The organism is Comamonas sp. Z3 (assembly GCF_008121565.1).
In the GTDB taxonomy this organism is placed as follows: Bacteria; Pseudomonadota; Gammaproteobacteria; order Burkholderiales; family Burkholderiaceae_C; genus Comamonas; species Comamonas brasiliensis.
In genome coordinates this window covers 658220-672041 of record NZ_VOQU01000004.1, presented here as the reverse complement: position 1 = coordinate 672041, position 13822 = coordinate 658220, and the positions used below count along the sequence as shown (strand labels likewise).

At 63.5% G+C, this 13822-nt stretch carries 16 protein-coding genes and 1 pseudogene; 8 read left to right on the top strand and 9 right to left on the bottom strand.

What is annotated here, in order from left to right:
- Positions 1 to 567: 567 nt before the first annotated feature.
- The 4 genes and pseudogenes from ureG to ureE all read right to left on the bottom strand — a co-directional run.
- Entirely contained in the window at positions 568 to 1227 is a 660-nt protein-coding gene (gene ureG / locus FSY59_RS15240) for an urease accessory protein UreG (protein ID WP_003060601.1), read from the bottom strand.
- A 32-nt stretch (positions 1228 to 1259) separates the two neighbouring features.
- On the bottom strand, positions 1260 to 1592 hold the full coding sequence (locus tag FSY59_RS15235) for an antibiotic biosynthesis monooxygenase (protein WP_043375666.1): 333 nt from the start codon (positions 1590 to 1592) through the stop codon (positions 1260 to 1262).
- Positions 1593 to 1605: 13 nt separating this feature from the next.
- Positions 1606 to 2322 (bottom strand): urease accessory protein UreF, encoded by a 717-nt coding sequence (locus FSY59_RS15230; protein ID WP_187427923.1) that lies wholly within the window; start codon positions 2320 to 2322, stop codon positions 1606 to 1608.
- Positions 2309 to 2827, bottom strand: a pseudogene (gene ureE / locus FSY59_RS15225) (urease accessory protein UreE); the annotation flags it as partial. The gene FSY59_RS15230 and the pseudogene ureE, both read right to left, overlap by 14 nt.
- Before the next feature lie 122 nt (positions 2828 to 2949).
- On the opposite strand from ureE, the gene FSY59_RS15220 reads away from it, so the two are divergent.
- Positions 2950 to 3456 carry a gamma-glutamylcyclotransferase gene (locus FSY59_RS15220; protein ID WP_148729239.1) on the top strand — a complete coding sequence of 169 codons (507 nt, stop codon included), beginning with the start codon at positions 2950 to 2952 and terminating at the stop codon, positions 3454 to 3456.
- Here FSY59_RS15220 and ureC read toward each other — a convergent pair.
- The 5 genes from ureC to FSY59_RS15195 form a co-directional block, all read right to left on the bottom strand.
- A complete protein-coding gene (gene ureC, locus FSY59_RS15215) occupies positions 3441 to 5183 on the bottom strand; it encodes an urease subunit alpha (protein ID WP_003060610.1) in 1743 nt (580 codons plus the stop codon). The genes FSY59_RS15220 and ureC overlap by 16 nt on opposite strands.
- 23 nt (positions 5184 to 5206) lie before the next feature.
- Entirely contained in the window at positions 5207 to 5878 is a 672-nt protein-coding gene (locus FSY59_RS15210; RefSeq protein WP_003060612.1) for a LysE family transporter, read from the bottom strand.
- Between the two features lie 6 nt (positions 5879 to 5884).
- The gene (locus FSY59_RS15205; protein WP_003060614.1) at positions 5885 to 6208 is read right to left on the bottom strand and encodes an urease subunit beta; all 324 of its coding nucleotides are present in this window, start codon (positions 6206 to 6208) and stop codon (positions 5885 to 5887) included.
- Between the two features lie 54 nt (positions 6209 to 6262).
- Positions 6263 to 6880: a HupE/UreJ family protein gene (locus tag FSY59_RS15200; protein WP_003060615.1), complete on the bottom strand. Its 618-nt coding sequence runs from the start codon at positions 6878 to 6880 to the stop codon at positions 6263 to 6265.
- Between the two features lie 61 nt (positions 6881 to 6941).
- Positions 6942 to 7244, bottom strand: a complete 303-nt coding sequence (locus FSY59_RS15195; protein WP_003060617.1) for an urease subunit gamma — start codon at positions 7242 to 7244, stop codon at positions 6942 to 6944.
- A gap of 304 nt (positions 7245 to 7548) precedes the next feature.
- Here FSY59_RS15195 and FSY59_RS15190 point away from each other — a divergent pair, with 304 nt between their 5' ends.
- The 7 genes from FSY59_RS15190 (at position 7549) to FSY59_RS15160 (ending at position 13810) form a co-directional block, all read left to right on the top strand.
- Positions 7549 to 9603, top strand: a complete 2055-nt coding sequence (locus FSY59_RS15190; RefSeq protein WP_255439480.1) for a TonB-dependent receptor — start codon at positions 7549 to 7551, stop codon at positions 9601 to 9603.
- 15 nt (positions 9604 to 9618) lie between these two features.
- Entirely contained in the window at positions 9619 to 10350 is a 732-nt protein-coding gene (locus FSY59_RS15185; RefSeq protein ID WP_148729238.1) for a DUF4198 domain-containing protein, read from the top strand.
- Between the two features lie 47 nt (positions 10351 to 10397).
- A complete protein-coding gene (locus FSY59_RS15180) occupies positions 10398 to 11027 on the top strand; it encodes a TetR family transcriptional regulator C-terminal domain-containing protein (RefSeq protein WP_003060623.1) in 630 nt (209 codons plus the stop codon).
- Positions 11028 to 11145: 118 nt separating this feature from the next.
- Positions 11146 to 11448, top strand: coding sequence for a 2Fe-2S iron-sulfur cluster binding domain-containing protein (locus FSY59_RS15175; protein WP_148729237.1), 303 nt, complete (start codon positions 11146 to 11148; stop codon positions 11446 to 11448).
- Positions 11449 to 11457: 9 nt separating this feature from the next.
- On the top strand, positions 11458 to 12045 hold the full coding sequence (locus FSY59_RS15170; RefSeq protein WP_003060627.1) for an NAD(P)H-dependent oxidoreductase: 588 nt from the start codon (positions 11458 to 11460) through the stop codon (positions 12043 to 12045).
- A gap of 11 nt (positions 12046 to 12056) precedes the next feature.
- Positions 12057 to 13352, top strand: coding sequence for an amidohydrolase family protein (locus tag FSY59_RS15165; protein WP_148729236.1), 1296 nt, complete (start codon positions 12057 to 12059; stop codon positions 13350 to 13352).
- Positions 13349 to 13810 carry a RidA family protein gene (locus tag FSY59_RS15160; protein WP_003080988.1) on the top strand — a complete coding sequence of 154 codons (462 nt, stop codon included), beginning with the start codon at positions 13349 to 13351 and terminating at the stop codon, positions 13808 to 13810. The genes FSY59_RS15165 and FSY59_RS15160 overlap by 4 nt, the downstream gene beginning before the upstream one ends.
- The last annotated feature ends 12 nt before the right edge of the window (positions 13811 to 13822 follow it).

Below are 13822 nucleotides of genomic sequence, written 5' to 3'. Positions count from 1 at the left end.
CATTCATCCGATGGGACGCAAGCCCGCCCATCTGCTGCAAACCACAATCTCGCGCCATTTCCACTTTCCGACTGCGGGAGTTGTGAGCCCGCCACAAATATTGTCAACAGGCCATAGCGTAGCAGTCGGCGGGCAAATTCGGTGACGTACTGGTGAAAAGTACAGCGTACCGCGGCAATTTTGATGCAGGAATCTCGCGAATATTGATCTGCACAGGCCTTGCAACTGCGTGGGCAAGCACTTCGAGTCAATGCACTGGCGAGTCTGACGACCTTTGCACAGGACGGGCTTTGCAAAAATGCAGATAGTGGTTTATACTTAGCGCCAAGGGTTAACCCTTAAGGTTAAACCCGCGAACGACAGCACATGAGATGCGTGTTGTCCATCGCTTGAAGTGCATCTCTTGATTTCATAGAAAGTTCATCATGCGCCAAGCTATCAACTCCCTGATCGAATTCATCCAAGAAGCTCGCGAGTTCCATCTGGATCTGGCCAACCAGTAATCACGCACTGGTTCGAGAAACAGCCGCCGCTCCAGGCGGCTTTTTTTCGTCCTGAAGGAAGTGTTCAGGCCGCCAGCAGACCCTGTTTCTCTATGAAGGTCACCACCTCGTCCAGACCTTCCAGCGTCTTGAGGTTGGTCATCACAAAGGGCTTGAGACCCTTGGGCGTGGTGCGCTGCTTGATGGTGTCGCTGCGCATGATGTCCAGATTGGCGCCGACATGGGGAGCCAGGTCGGTCTTGTTGATGACGAAGAGATCGCTCTTGGTGATGCCGGGGCCGCCCTTGCGCGGAATCTTCTCGCCTGCTGCCACGTCGATCACGTAGATGGTCAGATCCGACAGCTCGGGGCTGAAGGTGGCAGCCAGGTTGTCGCCACCCGATTCGATGAAGACGATGTCGGCATCGGGGAAGTCCTTGAGCATGCGGTCAATGGCCTCCAGGTTGATGGAGGCGTCCTCGCGGATCGCCGTATGCGGGCAGCCGCCGGTTTCCACACCCATGATGCGCTCGGCGGACAGGGCGCCGCTGATGGTCAGCAGGCGCTGGTCCTCCTTGGTGTAGATGTCGTTGGTGATGGCGACCAGGTCCCATTTGCCGCGCATGGCCTTGCAGAGCATCTCCAGAATCGTGGTCTTGCCCGAGCCCACGGGCCCGCCTATGCCCACGCGCAGCGGAGGCAGCTTCTTGGTTCGGTTGGGGATATGGTGCAGTGCGGTCGACATGGTGAGTTCTTTCGGGAATGAGAGGGTTGCGATCAGCGGGTCTTGCCATAGGCACGCTCCACCTTGGCAATGCGCAGCTCGAAGTGCTGGTACCAGGTGGTGTGACCTTTTTCCTGGGCGATCTGGTGCTCGGCGTTGTGCTTCCATTCATGGATGGCCTGCTCGCTTTCCCAGTAAGACACGGTGATGCCGAAGCCCTGGGCATCGCGGCTGCTTTCGGCGCCCAGATAGCCGGCCTGCAGGCTGGCCAGCTGTGCCATGCGATCGGCCATCTCGCCATAGCCTTGGTCCGCCGGGCTGCGCAAGGAAGTGAAGATGGCGGCGTAGTACGGTGGCCGGGGCGTGGCGGCAAACAGTGCAGACATGGCGGATGGAGGTTCAGCTACGGAAAAGTCGAGAATACTGGTGTTCATGCTGGGCCGAGAGAATGGCCAGCATGGGCGAGAAAGCCTGTCTTGCGTTGTCCGGCAACGCCAGCGCGTATTCGACGGCGGCGGGAATCTCTGAAGTCAGTCGCGCCAGGATGCGCTGGCCGGCGCTCTGGCCCAGGGGAACGGCCTTGATGGCGGCCTGAACCATGTTCTCGGCCCAGCCAAAGGCATAGGCCAGCAGCGCATCACGCGGCGTGGCACCGGTGCATTGGGCCGCCAACGAGAAGGCGACCGGGTAGCTCGCATCCTGCGCGGCCAGCCAGTGGACGGAGGCCAGCGGGATGGTGTCATCGGCATAGCGGTTTTTCAGCCACTCGGTCAGCGAGCGCCCCATCTGCTCGGTCTGCAGGCGCAGCTCGCTGGTTTCACGTGTGACTCTGACCCACTGGTTGAGGCTGGCAATGCGCGCCAGATCCGCGCTTTTCCACGCCGGCATGGCCTGCGCAATCACCGCCATGTCGCCGCGCGACTGGGTCAGATGCAACTGCTGCACCAGCCAGCCGGCGGCCTCTGCCTCCGTTGTGACCAGTGCTGCATTGATGGCCGCTTCTAGCCCTTCCGAATAGGAAAAACCGCCGATGGGCAGCGCCGGCGAGGCCAGCCACATCAGCTGCAGAAAGCTCTGCGCGCCAAGAGCCAGCAGTGGTTCAGTGGGCGTGGTCATGCGAGTGTCCATGGCCATGATGATGGTGGCTGTGGCCGTCATTGGTCACATGGCCGCCATAGGCGCCCCCTTCGGGTTCAAAGGGCAAATCGGCTTCGACTACCGTCATATGCATGCTGCGCAGCATATCGGCCAGCACATGGTCGGGTTCGATCTTCAAATGGTCGGGCTGCAGCTCGATCGGCACATGGCGGTTGCCCAGATGGTAGGCCGCGCGCATCAGGTCAAACGGCGTGCCATGCTCGGCGCAGGCCGTGATGTGCAGCACTTTTTGCGGTGCAGCCAGCACGCGGATCAGGCTGCCGTCTTCGGCCACCAAGACATCGCCGCCGCGCACGGCCTGGCCGCGTGGCAAAAAGACGGCCAGCTCGCGACCCTGGCTGTCGGTGGCAGCAAAGCGGCTCTTCTGACGCACGTCCCAGTCCAGTTCCACGGACGCAGAGCGTTTGAGGATGACGGCGGAAAGGCCCTGGCCCTGGAGCAGCAGTTTGTTGGCAGTCAGCATGGTGAATTCACAATGAAATAAAAGGACAGAACCAGATTGGCGCGCATGTTGCATGTGCTGCGCATACCAGTGCTTTTGACGGTTCGAGCAAGATGACAACTCTTTTGGAAACTTCGGCAGAAATGGCAGCCCCGACCTCTTTGCATGATGCGCCAGCGGACTGGCAGGGCTGTGGCGCAGCCTATGTGGCGGTGTATGGCACGTTGCGCGCCGGTGGCATCAACGATATTTCCAGGCTCCAGCCGGGCATCGCCTGTGTCGGCAGGACCCAGCTGACCGGCACCTTGCATGACCTGGGCTGGTACCCGGGCCTGAGCCTGCAAGGCACGCAGGCCGTGCTGGCCGAGGTCTACCCCATGGACCATGCACTGGAGCAGGCCATGGACCGCATCGAAGGCCTGTGGCCCGAAGACCTGGGCGAATACGCCAAGCGCATTCTGACCCTGCCCGTGATGCTGACCCAGGGCGGTCAGCAGTTCATCACCTTGCTGGTGTACGAGGCCTTGCCCGCCACCGTGAGCGCTGCGCCGCAGCTCGCCGTCAGCGACTGGCTGGCCTGGCTTGAGGGCAAGGGCATGCAGCATCCGGATACGGAGTTTCAGCTCAACACCGCTCAGAACAGAAAGTAGCGCTGTGCCATGGGCAGGCTGACCGCGGGCTCGCAGGTCAGCAGATCGCCATTGGCGCGCACGGCATAGGTCTGGGCATCCACCTCCATATGCGGCGCCAGATCGTTGTGGATCATGTGCTGCTTCTTCACAGTGCGTATGCCCTTGACCGCCGACAGGGTCTTGTGCAACCCGAAGCGCTGGCCGATACCGGCGGCAAGCCCTGCCTGGGAGACAAAGGTCAGCGAAGTTCTGGCAACCGCCCCGCCAAAGCTTGCAAACATGGGGCGGTAATGCACGGGCTGAGGCGTGGGAATGGAGGCATTCGGATCGCCCATGGCCGCCATGGCGATGCTGCCGCCCTTGAGGATGCAGAACGGCTTGACGCCAAAGAAGGCCGGCTTCCAGATCACGATATCCGCCCACTTGCCCACTTCGATGCTGCCCACCTCGTGGCTGATGCCATGGGCAATCGCGGGGTTGATGGTGTATTTGGCGATATAGCGCTTGACACGGAAGTTGTCGTTGCGCGCGCCGTCGCCGCTCAGGGCGCCGCGCTGCAGCTTCATCTTGTGCGCGGTCTGCCAGGTGCGCAGTATGACCTCGCCCACGCGGCCCATGGCCTGGCTGTCGGAGCTGAACATGCTGATCGCGCCGATGTCGTGCAGGATGTCCTCTGCCGCAATCGTTTCCTTGCGGATGCGGCTTTCGGCAAAGGCCAGGTCTTCGGCAATGCCGGCGTCCAGGTGGTGGCAGACCATGAGCATGTCCACATGCTCGTCCAGCGTGTTGATGGTGTAGGGGCGCGTGGGGTTGGTGGAGCTGGGCAGCACATTGGCCTCGCCCACCACTTTCAGAATGTCGGGCGCATGGCCACCGCCCGCACCTTCGGTGTGGAAGGTGTGAATGGTGCGGCCCTTGAATGCGGCCACGGTGTCCTCCACAAAGCCGGACTCGTTGAGCGTGTCGGTGTGGATGGCGACCTGGGTGTCGGTGTCCTCGGCCACATCCAGGCAGTTGCTGATCGCTGCCGGCGTGCTGCCCCAGTCCTCGTGCAGCTTGAGGCCGATGGCGCCGGCACTGATCTGCTCGTGCAGGCCGCCGGGCAGGCTGGCATTGCCCTTGCCCAGAAAACCCAGATTCATGGGGAAAGCGTCGGCGGCCTGCAGCATGCGTTCCATATGCCAGGGGCCTGGCGTGCAGGTGGTGGCGAAGGTGCCGGTGGCCGGGCCGGTGCCGCCGCCGATCATGGTGGTCACGCCGCTGGTCAGTGCTTCCTCGATCTGCTGTGGGGCAATGAAATGGATATGGGTGTCGATGCCGCCTGCGGTGACGATATGGCCTTCGCAGGAGATGATCTCCGTGCCCGGGCCGATGATGATGTTCACACCTGGCTGGGTGTCGGGGTTGCCGGCCTTGCCTATGGCCACGATACGGCCGTCCCTGAGGCCGATGTCGGCCTTGACGATGCCCCAGTGGTCCAGGATCAGTGCGTTGGTCAGCACGGTATCGACCGCACCGCCTGCGTCGGGGCCGGTTCCCGTCCCGTCGCGTGTGCGCTGGCTTTGCGCCATGCCGTCGCGGATGGTCTTGCCGCCGCCGAACTTCACTTCCTCACCATAGCCGCCAGCGGCCAGGGTGTAGTCTTTTTCGACCTCGACGATGAGCTCGGTGTCCGCCAGGCGCAGGCGGTCGCCCACGGTGGGGCCAAAGGTTTCTGCGTAGGCTCGTCGGTCCATGGTGGCCATTGAGGATTCTCCGATTCAGGTGTTCAGCGCAGGGGCTGCTGCTGGGCTGTGGTTGGCAGGGCGGCGGGGCTTGTGCCGAGCAGGTCGCGCAATGTGCCCAGTGCCAGGGCCAGCAGCAGTGCAGCGCAGCAGCGGTAGGTAAAACGGCTCCAGTGCGCGGCAGCGCGGCGGAAAAGCCGGTCCACCAAGGCTGCGCAGACAAAGCTCCAGAGCAGGGACGAAGTCATGAATCCCGCGAAGAAGACCCCGTAATCGCTGGCGCCGGGCTGGGTCACTCCCACTGCCCCGAGGGCGCTGCCCATGGCGGCCCAGTAGGCCAGGTTCTGCGGGTTGGTCAGCGACAGGGCCATGCCGCGGCGCAGGGCCTGCTTCTGCGTTGCGGCGGCGGTGGCCGAGACATCGAGCCGGTGTTCGGTACGCCCGGCCTTCCAGCTGTCCCAGGACAGCCAGAGCAGGTAGGCGGCGCCCGCCAGACCAACCGGCCAGCGCAAGGCGTCGACCTGCATGACCAGACCAATGCCGGCCAGGCCCAGCAAGGCCCAGCTCGCATCGCCCACCAGGGAGCCCAACTGCACCGCCAGCGCAGGGCGATAGCCCCCGCGCACACCTTGGCGCACGGTTTCTGCAAACACCGCGCCGGGCGCAGCATTGAACACCAGGCCCAGCACAAAAGCAGAAGCAAACAGCATCAGCATGGCCGGTCAGTCCCTGATATTTGCGGGTAATGCACCCTGGACCAGACCGCGAAAGCCATAGATCTGACGCTCGCCGCCGATCTCGACCAGCTCCACCGTGCGCTGCTGCCCTGGTTCGAAGCGCACGGCCATGCCGCTGGCAATATTCAGGCGCATGCCGTGGGCGGCGGCGCGGTCGAAATCCAGACCTGCATTGGTTTCGGCGAAGTGGTAGTGCGAGCCGACCTGAATCGGCCTGTCGCTGGCATTTTTCACCACCAGCGTGAGCGTGCGGCGGCCGGGGTTGAGTGCATGGCTGCCCTCGTCAAGAATCAGTTCGCCGGGGATCATCTTTCGTCTCCTTGCGCAAAGGCCTTGTGCTGCGCTGTGCCGGGGTGTTTCATGTCACGCCAGTTTCGTCAGCATGAAAGCGCCGAGCGCGGCGGTGGCTGCACCGCCGAACCGGGCCACCCACTGGTGGCGCTGCATGAGGGCATGACCGAGCACCATGCCTGCGATATGCAGTGTGGCCGAGCCCAGTGCAATGCCCACCAGCGCGCCGACGGCAGCCAGGCCGCTGTCTCCGGCCAGCTCAAAGCCGTGTGCAGCGCCATGGAAGAAGGCAAACACGGCAGCCAGGGAGGCGGCGGCGGCCCAGGGCATTCGTTGCTGAACCAGCACCAGCAGGCCCAGCACCAGCACGGATGCGGCAATCATGGGCTCCACGCCCGGCACCCACAGGCCGGCAAAGCCGGCCACGGCACCTGCCACCAGCAGGGCCACAAAGGCCGCAGGTGCACGCCAGGCCGTGCGCAGGCCGGGCATGGTCAGCGCGCTCCAGGCGCCCACGGCCAGCATGGCGGCCAGATGGTCTGCGCCGGTAAACGGGTGGGCAAAGGCATGGCCCAGGCTGTCGAGAAAGTGGTGATGGCCGCCTGCATCGGAGCCCATATGGGCGAGAGCGGACAGGGGCAGTGCAGTCGCAGCGGCGGCTGTGGTGGCAAGGAGCTTAGTGAATTTCATAGCTGTTTGCGCTTGAAGGGTAAGGGTTTGATGGCTAAAGGCCTGAATTCTCGGAGCCGAGTCAGGCGATGGGTTCGTGCACGGTGACGAGCTTGGTGCCATCGGGGAAGGTGGCCTCGATCTGGATGTCGGGAATCATCTCGGGGATGCCTTCCATCACATCGGCGCGGGTCAGCACGCTGCGGCCTTCGCTCATGAGCTGGGCCACGGTCTTGCCGTCACGTGCACCTTCCATCACAAAGGCGCTGATCAGTGCCACGGCCTCGGGGTAGTTGAGCTTGAGGCCGCGGGCCATGCGCCGCTCGGCCAGCAGGGCCGCAGTGAAGATCAGCAGCTTGTCTTTTTCGCGCGGTGTCAGTTCCATCGTCTTCAATCCCTCAGTCAGCTCGCGCAGCCGGTGGCACCGGCAGAACGCGCGCTGGGAGTTTCATGCCCTCTTATGTAGCAAGTGCTATGCCAATGGCAAGCCCTTGTTGCTGGTGGATGGCGGCTGGGTTGCTGTGATATTGCACCTTGTTGGTGCATTTGGTTTGCGGATATGCACCATGGCGTTCCCTGGATGCCGTGGCGGGCACTTCTTGGTGCATTGCGGGGCGATGACGGTGCAGTGCGTGGCACGGACCTTGCTTTTCTGGTGCATGTATCAAGGACTATTGAACAGAAAAGGCATGCCGCTTTTGCAGGCTGCAGCAAGGCAGGGCTTGCTGACCTGGGGATGTGTCTCCCTGTGTACGGGCGCAGTGTGGGCAAGGACGGTTCAGGACGGTGACAAGACATTGCCCGAGGTGCAGGTGAGCGCCATGGTCAAGGGGCAGGCACTGGATGAGGCGCAGCGCGCGTTTTCCGTCACCGAGTTCAGGCGCGACGAAATTCGCGAGCAGCCCAGACAGGAAGTGGAGTCGCTGTGGAGTCTGGTGCCCGGCATGCATGTCAATCACTACCAGCTCAGCGGGGTGGCCAACGGGCTGGTGATGCGCGGCTTTGGCGGCGGCGGCCATGGCGGCGATGTGGCCGCCACACTGGATGGCATCCCGCTCAACGAAGCCATGTCGCATGCCGATGGCTATTTCGATCTCAATGTGGTGGTGCCGCTGGAGCTGGATCAGCTCAATGTCTATCGCGGTCCCGTGTCGGTGATGCAGGGCAATTACAACCGCGCCGGATTGCTGGAGCTGCGCACGCGGCGCAGCGGCAGCTATACGGAGCTCGAAGTCAGCGCCGGTTCGCACGGCATGTTCGATGCCCAGGCCGCACTCGGGCGTGGGCTGGAGGGGGGCGATCAGCTCAATCTGGCGGCCCAGCATTCGCGCGGAGATGGAAACCGGCCCAGTTCGGGCTTTGAGCGCAGCACCATCAGCGCTACCTGGAAGCACCAGGTGCATGAAAAGCTCGATATCTCGCTGTCCGGTCGCTGGCACGAGGCGCGTGGCGACTCGCCCGGCTATCTGACCGAAGCCCAATGGCGGCAGAATCCCCAGGGCAAGGACAGCCGTGTGGTGGGTGATGGTGCCGACAAGCACTTTGGCACGCTGCGCCTGGATGCGCAGTACGCACTGGATGCCGATACCCGGCTGCTGGGCTTTGTCTACGGCACGCAGCAGGATTTTGTGCGCTGGTTCACCCGCCCGCGCAGCGCCACCTGGATGCAGCGCGAGGAGCGCTACGACCGCAGCGTGCTGGGAGCGGGGCTGAATGTCAGCGGCAAGTCCCGCCTGGCGGCGCGCGAGCTGAACTGGATGCTGGGCCTGGAGCAGGTGCGCGAGTCCACCGACTATGGCTACTGGGATGGATTGCTCGACCGCCGGCGCACCGGCCCTGCATTGAATGATCGCAATACACGGCTCGACAACACGGCGATCTACGGCCAGGCGGGCTGGCAGCCGACGGCCTGGTTGCAGACCACGGCGGCCCTGCGCTGGGACCACTTTGACGGCCGCTGCCGTCTGCTGGGCGAGGAGGCCGGTGGCGATGAATGCAATCGCATGCTGGGCCGCAGCCATGCCAGCCCCAAGCTGGGAGCATTGGCGCAGCTCAATGCCCGCACGGCCGTGCGGGCCAGCTGGTCGCAAGGCTTTGCGCTGCCCAGCGACTTTGCCAAATACGCGCTGCGCAACAGCGACCTGCATGCCAATATCTTTCGTCAGAGCGAGCTGGGCGTGGAGTGGAAGCCATCGGGCCATTGGCTGATCGATGCATCGCTCTATCGCATCAGCTCCAGCCATGAAATACGCAACACAGCACCTGGCGAGTATGAAAACCTGGGAGCGACCGTACGCAGGGGCGCCGAGCTGCAGCTGCACTGGCTGCCCAGTCGCAACTGGCATGTGGAATGGGCTTATGGCCACAATCGCTCCGAAGTCACGCAGAACGCGAATGGCGCATTGCTGGGCCGGCGTGTGGTGGCCGTGCCCGAGTACACCAGCACCTTGCATGCACGTTGGATGCCGCGCAGCGATGTCACCGTGCATGGATTGCTGCGCCATGTGGGCCGCGCGCCCATCAACACCGGCAATACCGAATGGGCAGGCAGCTATCGCTGGCTGGACCTGGGCCTGCAATACCGCTTGCCCGCAAGCCTGGCGCGCAATGCCAGCCTGAGCCTGTGGCTGCGCAACGCCGCCAACACCCGCTATGCCAGTACCACCACCATGATTGCCGGCCAGCGTCTGGTCGCGCCCGGCGCGCCGCGCAGCGTGCAGCTGGGCCTGCAGTTTTCCTTGTGATTTTTCGGAGCTTCCATGTCTGTTTGCAGGACACGTCACCACATCATCGCCCGCATTCTGTGCACCACGGCCGCTGCCTGGCTGCTCTGCGCCCACCCGGCTTCTGCCCATAACGTCTGGCTGGAGCCCGATGCGCAGGGCGGCTATGTCATGCAGTTTGGCGGTCATGAAGGCCGGACAGAGGCCTTCGATCCGGCCAAGCTGCAGCGTGTACACGCCTATGACCTGCGCGGCCGTGAAGTGCCCAGCGCCGTGCAGAATATGCAGGGCGGCATACGCATCAAGCCCGATGCCAGGGCGGCGCTGATTGCTGTGGAACTCGATAACGGCTATTTCAGCAGTACGGGGAAAGAGGGCGCCATGCTGCCTTTGCCCATCGACCAGAACCCCGGTGCCGTGCGCGGCGTGCATGCACGCAAGTTCCACAAGACCGTGGTGCGCTGGGGGGCTGTCATGCAAAAGCCGCTGGGTCAGATGTTCGAGGTGGTGCCGCTGCAGGGGCAGTCTCCCCATGCCGGTCAGCCGTTCAGGCTGCAGGTGTTGCTGCATGGCAAGCCGCAGCCTGGCGTCAGACTGTCCTGGGGAGAGAACGGTTCTCCCACGATGACGGACGCGCAGGGTCAGGCGAGCATGACGCCAGCTGTCGGCAGCAATACGCTGCAGGCCATACTGCGTCAGCCTGTGCATGGCGATCCCAGGACCACCGAGAACAGCTACGAGTATCTGCTGCGCTTTGCCGTGCATTGATGAAGCCGCATTCCGTCAGTTCAAGATCCGTTTCACAGCCTGCTGCCATGACCGATTCCACGCCTGTTGCCCGCCGCACCCGAGAGCAGATTCTGCAAGCCATCCGCGATGCGGCGATTGCGGAGTTCAGCAGCCACGGCTTCAAGGGCGCATCCACGCAGGCGATTGCGGAAAGAGCCGGCCTGACCAAGCCCCAGCTGCATTACTACATCGAGAGCAAACAGGCCTTGTATGACGAGCTGCTCTATGCGCTGCTGGAGGCCTGGTCTGCGGCTTTTGCGTTCGATCCGGCACTCGACGATCCGGCGCAGATCATCGGCAACTATGTGCGGCGCAAGCTGGACTATGCGCTGGACAATCCGGCCCTGTCGCGCATCTTCACCAACGAGGTGCTGGGAGGGGGCTTGCGTCTGCATCAATACTGGCCTGTCGCGCTGAGTTCCACGGCGCAGAAGGTGGATCTGATCAACGCCTGGATCGCGCAGGGCCGCATGCGCAGCCTCGATGCACGCGTGCTGCTGATGCAGATCTGGGGCATGACCCAGCACTATGCGGACTATGCGGTGCAGGCCAGGGTCATGCTGGAGTGTGCCGACGACCAGCCGCTGGATCGCGAGCATATTGCCCGGGAGCTCACCACTTCCGTGCTGTTGAGCTGTGGTCTGGCACCAATTTGAAGACGGTCTGCGCAAGCCTGGTGCAGGTCGCCGGGCCGCAGGCGGCTAGCTCTCCCTGGCGTGTTCTGGCACACCGTTTGCTTAGATTTGACCAGTCGATCAAATCGGATGGTCAATCATGCCCAACACTGCCCCGGATACTCTGGAAACGCCCGTAGAACAAGGCTTTGAGCTGGTATTGCTGCGTCATGGATTGCGCTTGCCGGTGGAGCCCGCAGAGCGCATTACCGATGTGCTGCAACTGGCCGGTGTGGCCATAGAGACGGTGTGCGAGCAAGGCATTTGCGGCACTTGCGTCACGCGCTGGACGGCCGGTGATCCCGAACACCATGACCGCTGCCTGACCGATGAGGAGCGCAGCACGCATGTGGCTTTGTGCTGCGCACGCAATCGCGGCGCAGCTCTGACCCTGGATCTTTGAAGGGTCGACATGCGAGTGCTTGTGATCTTTTCCCATCCCGTGGAAACCAGCTATCAGGCCGCATTGCATGCCGAGGTGGTACAGCAGTTGCGCGGCGCCGGGCATGAGGTCGATGACTGCGACCTGTACGCGGAAGGCTTCAATCCCGTGATGTCCCGCGAGGAGCGCCTGGGCTATCACGAGGTGCCGCAGAACCGGCTGCCCGTGCAGCGCTATGTGGACCGCCTGCTGTGGGCCGAGGCAGTGGTCTTCTGCTTCCCGACCTGGTGTTTCGGTCTGCCGGCCATGCTCAAGGGGTTCTTCGATCGCGTGCTGATGCCCGGTGTGGCCTTCGACATCAGCGATCCGCAGCACGTCAAACCGGCGCTGACCCATCTCAAGCGCATTGCGGCGGTGGTGACTTATGGGCGTCCCCGCTGGACCGCGCTGTTCATGGGCGATCCTCCGCGCAAATGCATCACGCGCTATCTGCGCATTCTCACGGGCGGCAAGGCGCGTATCGACTATCACGCCTGCTACCACATGAACGTGGCCACGCCATCTCGGCTGCAGTCCTTCAAGGCCCATGTCGGCCGGGCCATGCGCCGCTTTGCCTAGGAGAGCTCTCCATGTCCTCACATCTGACTCTCTGCAATGCACGGCTGCCGCACTGGTTGCTCGCGGCCCTGGGACAGCGCAGCGAGATGCCGTTGTCGCGCCTGGAAATCGCCAACGGGCGCATTGCTGCCATAGCCGACGAAGCTCCTGGCCTGCCGCGCAGCTTTGGCTCCCAGGTATGGGATCTGCAAGGAGCGCTGGTGCTGCCGACCATGGTGGACGCACATCTGCATCTGGACAAGGCGTTCACGCTGGAGCGCATGGGACCCGTGAAGCCGGGCCTGCTGGCAGCGATAGAGGCGATGATGGAGGACAAGCAGAACTGGACGGCGGCCGATGTGCGCCGTCGTGCGGGCCAGGGCCTGCAATGGGCCTATGAAGCCGGTGTTTCGCATGCACGCAGCCATTGCGACTGGTGGGAGCCGGACTCGGTGCCCGTGGCCTGGGAAGTGCTGCGCGAGCTGGCGCAGGAATGGGCCGGGCGTGTGCTGCTCGAGCGCGTCAGCCTGATTCCCCTGCATCTGTATGAGGAGCGCGGTGTGGCGATGCGTCTGGCCAAGCAGGTGGCGCTCAGTGGCGCGGGGGCCTTGCTCGGCGGCTTTGTCCATTCCACCAACTGGAGCCCGCAGGCCTTGTGCAATCTGCTTGAGGCTGCGCAGCAGCACGGCCTGGACGTGGACCTGCATGTGGATGAGGAACTCAACCCCGCAGCCCAGGGACTGGCCACCACGGCCGCGCTGCTCAAGGAACTGCGCTTCGAAGGCCGTGTGGTCTGTGGCCATACCTGCGCGCTGGCGGCGCAACCGCTGGAGCAGGCGCTGCGCACGCTGGATGCCGTGGCCAGCACTCCCATCACCATGGTCAGCCTGCCGGTGACGAACCTGCTGCTGCAGGACGCGCAAACCGGTGTCACGCCGCGGCAGCGAGGCCTGACGCTGGTCAAGGAGGCCAGGGCGCGCGGCATACCGCTGATGATCTCCAGCGACAACGTGCAGGACCCCTTCTGCCCGCTGGGCAGTTTCGATCCGCTGGAGGCGCTCAGTACCGCAGTGGCGGCCGCGCAGCTGACTTCGGCCTTCGACGAGTGGAGCGACAGCGTCTGTCGCCGCGATTGGCTGGGTCATGGTGTCGGCCGTATGCCGCTGCAGCCAGGCTCGACAGCCGATCTGGTGATCCTTCCTCAGTCCGGCATCAGCGGCTTTCCATCCCGCAGCCACCGCCGTGTGGTGATGCGCGAGGGGCGCGTCAGCAACGGAGAGCCGCTGGCTGCCTGGTTCACAGCCTGCATTGAACGGAGCGTTGCATGAGCACAGATACCACAGGCATTGCCCAGCCCCTGGCACGTTATGCGGCCTGGCGGCGGGCGGGCGATCTGGTGTTCCTGTCGGGCGTGATCGCCGTGGACCCGGGGGCCAATCGCATCGTGCGTGGCTATGCCGACATTCCTGCTGAAGCGGCGGCGCTGATCGGGCGTACCGGTGAATTCAGCACCGATATCAAGGAGGGCCCCATCCTGGCACAGAGCTGGTGGGTGCTGGACCGCATTCGTCAGACGGTGGAGGCCGCCGGCGGCCAGATGTCGGATGTCTTCAAGCTGGTGCAGTACTTCCGCAATCTGGACCAGTTTCCGCAGTACAGCCGTGTACGCAAGCTGTTTTTTCCTGGCGAATCACCGGCTTCCACGGTGGTCGAGGTGACGGGCATGTTGCCCACGCCGGACATTCTGATCGAGGTGGAGGCCACGGCCTATCTGCCCTTGCGTTGACCCATTCATCAC

Bases quoted from the DNA above. Each gene is read 5' to 3' on its own strand.
- FSY59_RS15220 (WP_148729239.1), top strand. From the start codon at position 2,950: ATGGCAGCCCCGACCTCTTTGCATGATGCGCCAGCGGACTGGCAGGGC.
- FSY59_RS15190 (WP_255439480.1), top strand. From the start codon at position 7,549: ATGCCGCTTTTGCAGGCTGCAGCAAGGCAGGGCTTGCTGACCTGGGGA.
- FSY59_RS15160 (WP_003080988.1), top strand. From the start codon at position 13,349: ATGAGCACAGATACCACAGGCATTGCCCAGCCCCTGGCACGTTATGCG.
- FSY59_RS15195 (WP_003060617.1), bottom strand. From the start codon at position 7,244: ATGGAACTGACACCGCGCGAAAAAGACAAGCTGCTGATCTTCACTGCG.
- FSY59_RS15165 (WP_148729236.1), top strand. From the start codon at position 12,057: ATGTCCTCACATCTGACTCTCTGCAATGCACGGCTGCCGCACTGGTTG.
- FSY59_RS15200 (WP_003060615.1), bottom strand. From the start codon at position 6,880: ATGAAATTCACTAAGCTCCTTGCCACCACAGCCGCCGCTGCGACTGCA.
- FSY59_RS15230 (WP_187427923.1), bottom strand. From the start codon at position 2,322: ATGACCACGCCCACTGAACCACTGCTGGCTCTTGGCGCGCAGAGCTTT.
- FSY59_RS15180 (WP_003060623.1), top strand. From the start codon at position 10,398: ATGACCGATTCCACGCCTGTTGCCCGCCGCACCCGAGAGCAGATTCTG.
- FSY59_RS15210 (WP_003060612.1), bottom strand. From the start codon at position 5,878: ATGCTGATGCTGTTTGCTTCTGCTTTTGTGCTGGGCCTGGTGTTCAAT.
- FSY59_RS15235 (WP_043375666.1), bottom strand. From the start codon at position 1,592: ATGTCTGCACTGTTTGCCGCCACGCCCCGGCCACCGTACTACGCCGCC.
- ureC (WP_003060610.1), bottom strand. From the start codon at position 5,183: ATGGCCACCATGGACCGACGAGCCTACGCAGAAACCTTTGGCCCCACC.
- FSY59_RS15170 (WP_003060627.1), top strand. From the start codon at position 11,458: ATGCGAGTGCTTGTGATCTTTTCCCATCCCGTGGAAACCAGCTATCAG.
- FSY59_RS15175 (WP_148729237.1), top strand. From the start codon at position 11,146: ATGCCCAACACTGCCCCGGATACTCTGGAAACGCCCGTAGAACAAGGC.
- ureG (WP_003060601.1), bottom strand. From the start codon at position 1,227: ATGTCGACCGCACTGCACCATATCCCCAACCGAACCAAGAAGCTGCCT.
- FSY59_RS15205 (WP_003060614.1), bottom strand. From the start codon at position 6,208: ATGATCCCCGGCGAACTGATTCTTGACGAGGGCAGCCATGCACTCAAC.
- FSY59_RS15185 (WP_148729238.1), top strand. From the start codon at position 9,619: ATGTCTGTTTGCAGGACACGTCACCACATCATCGCCCGCATTCTGTGC.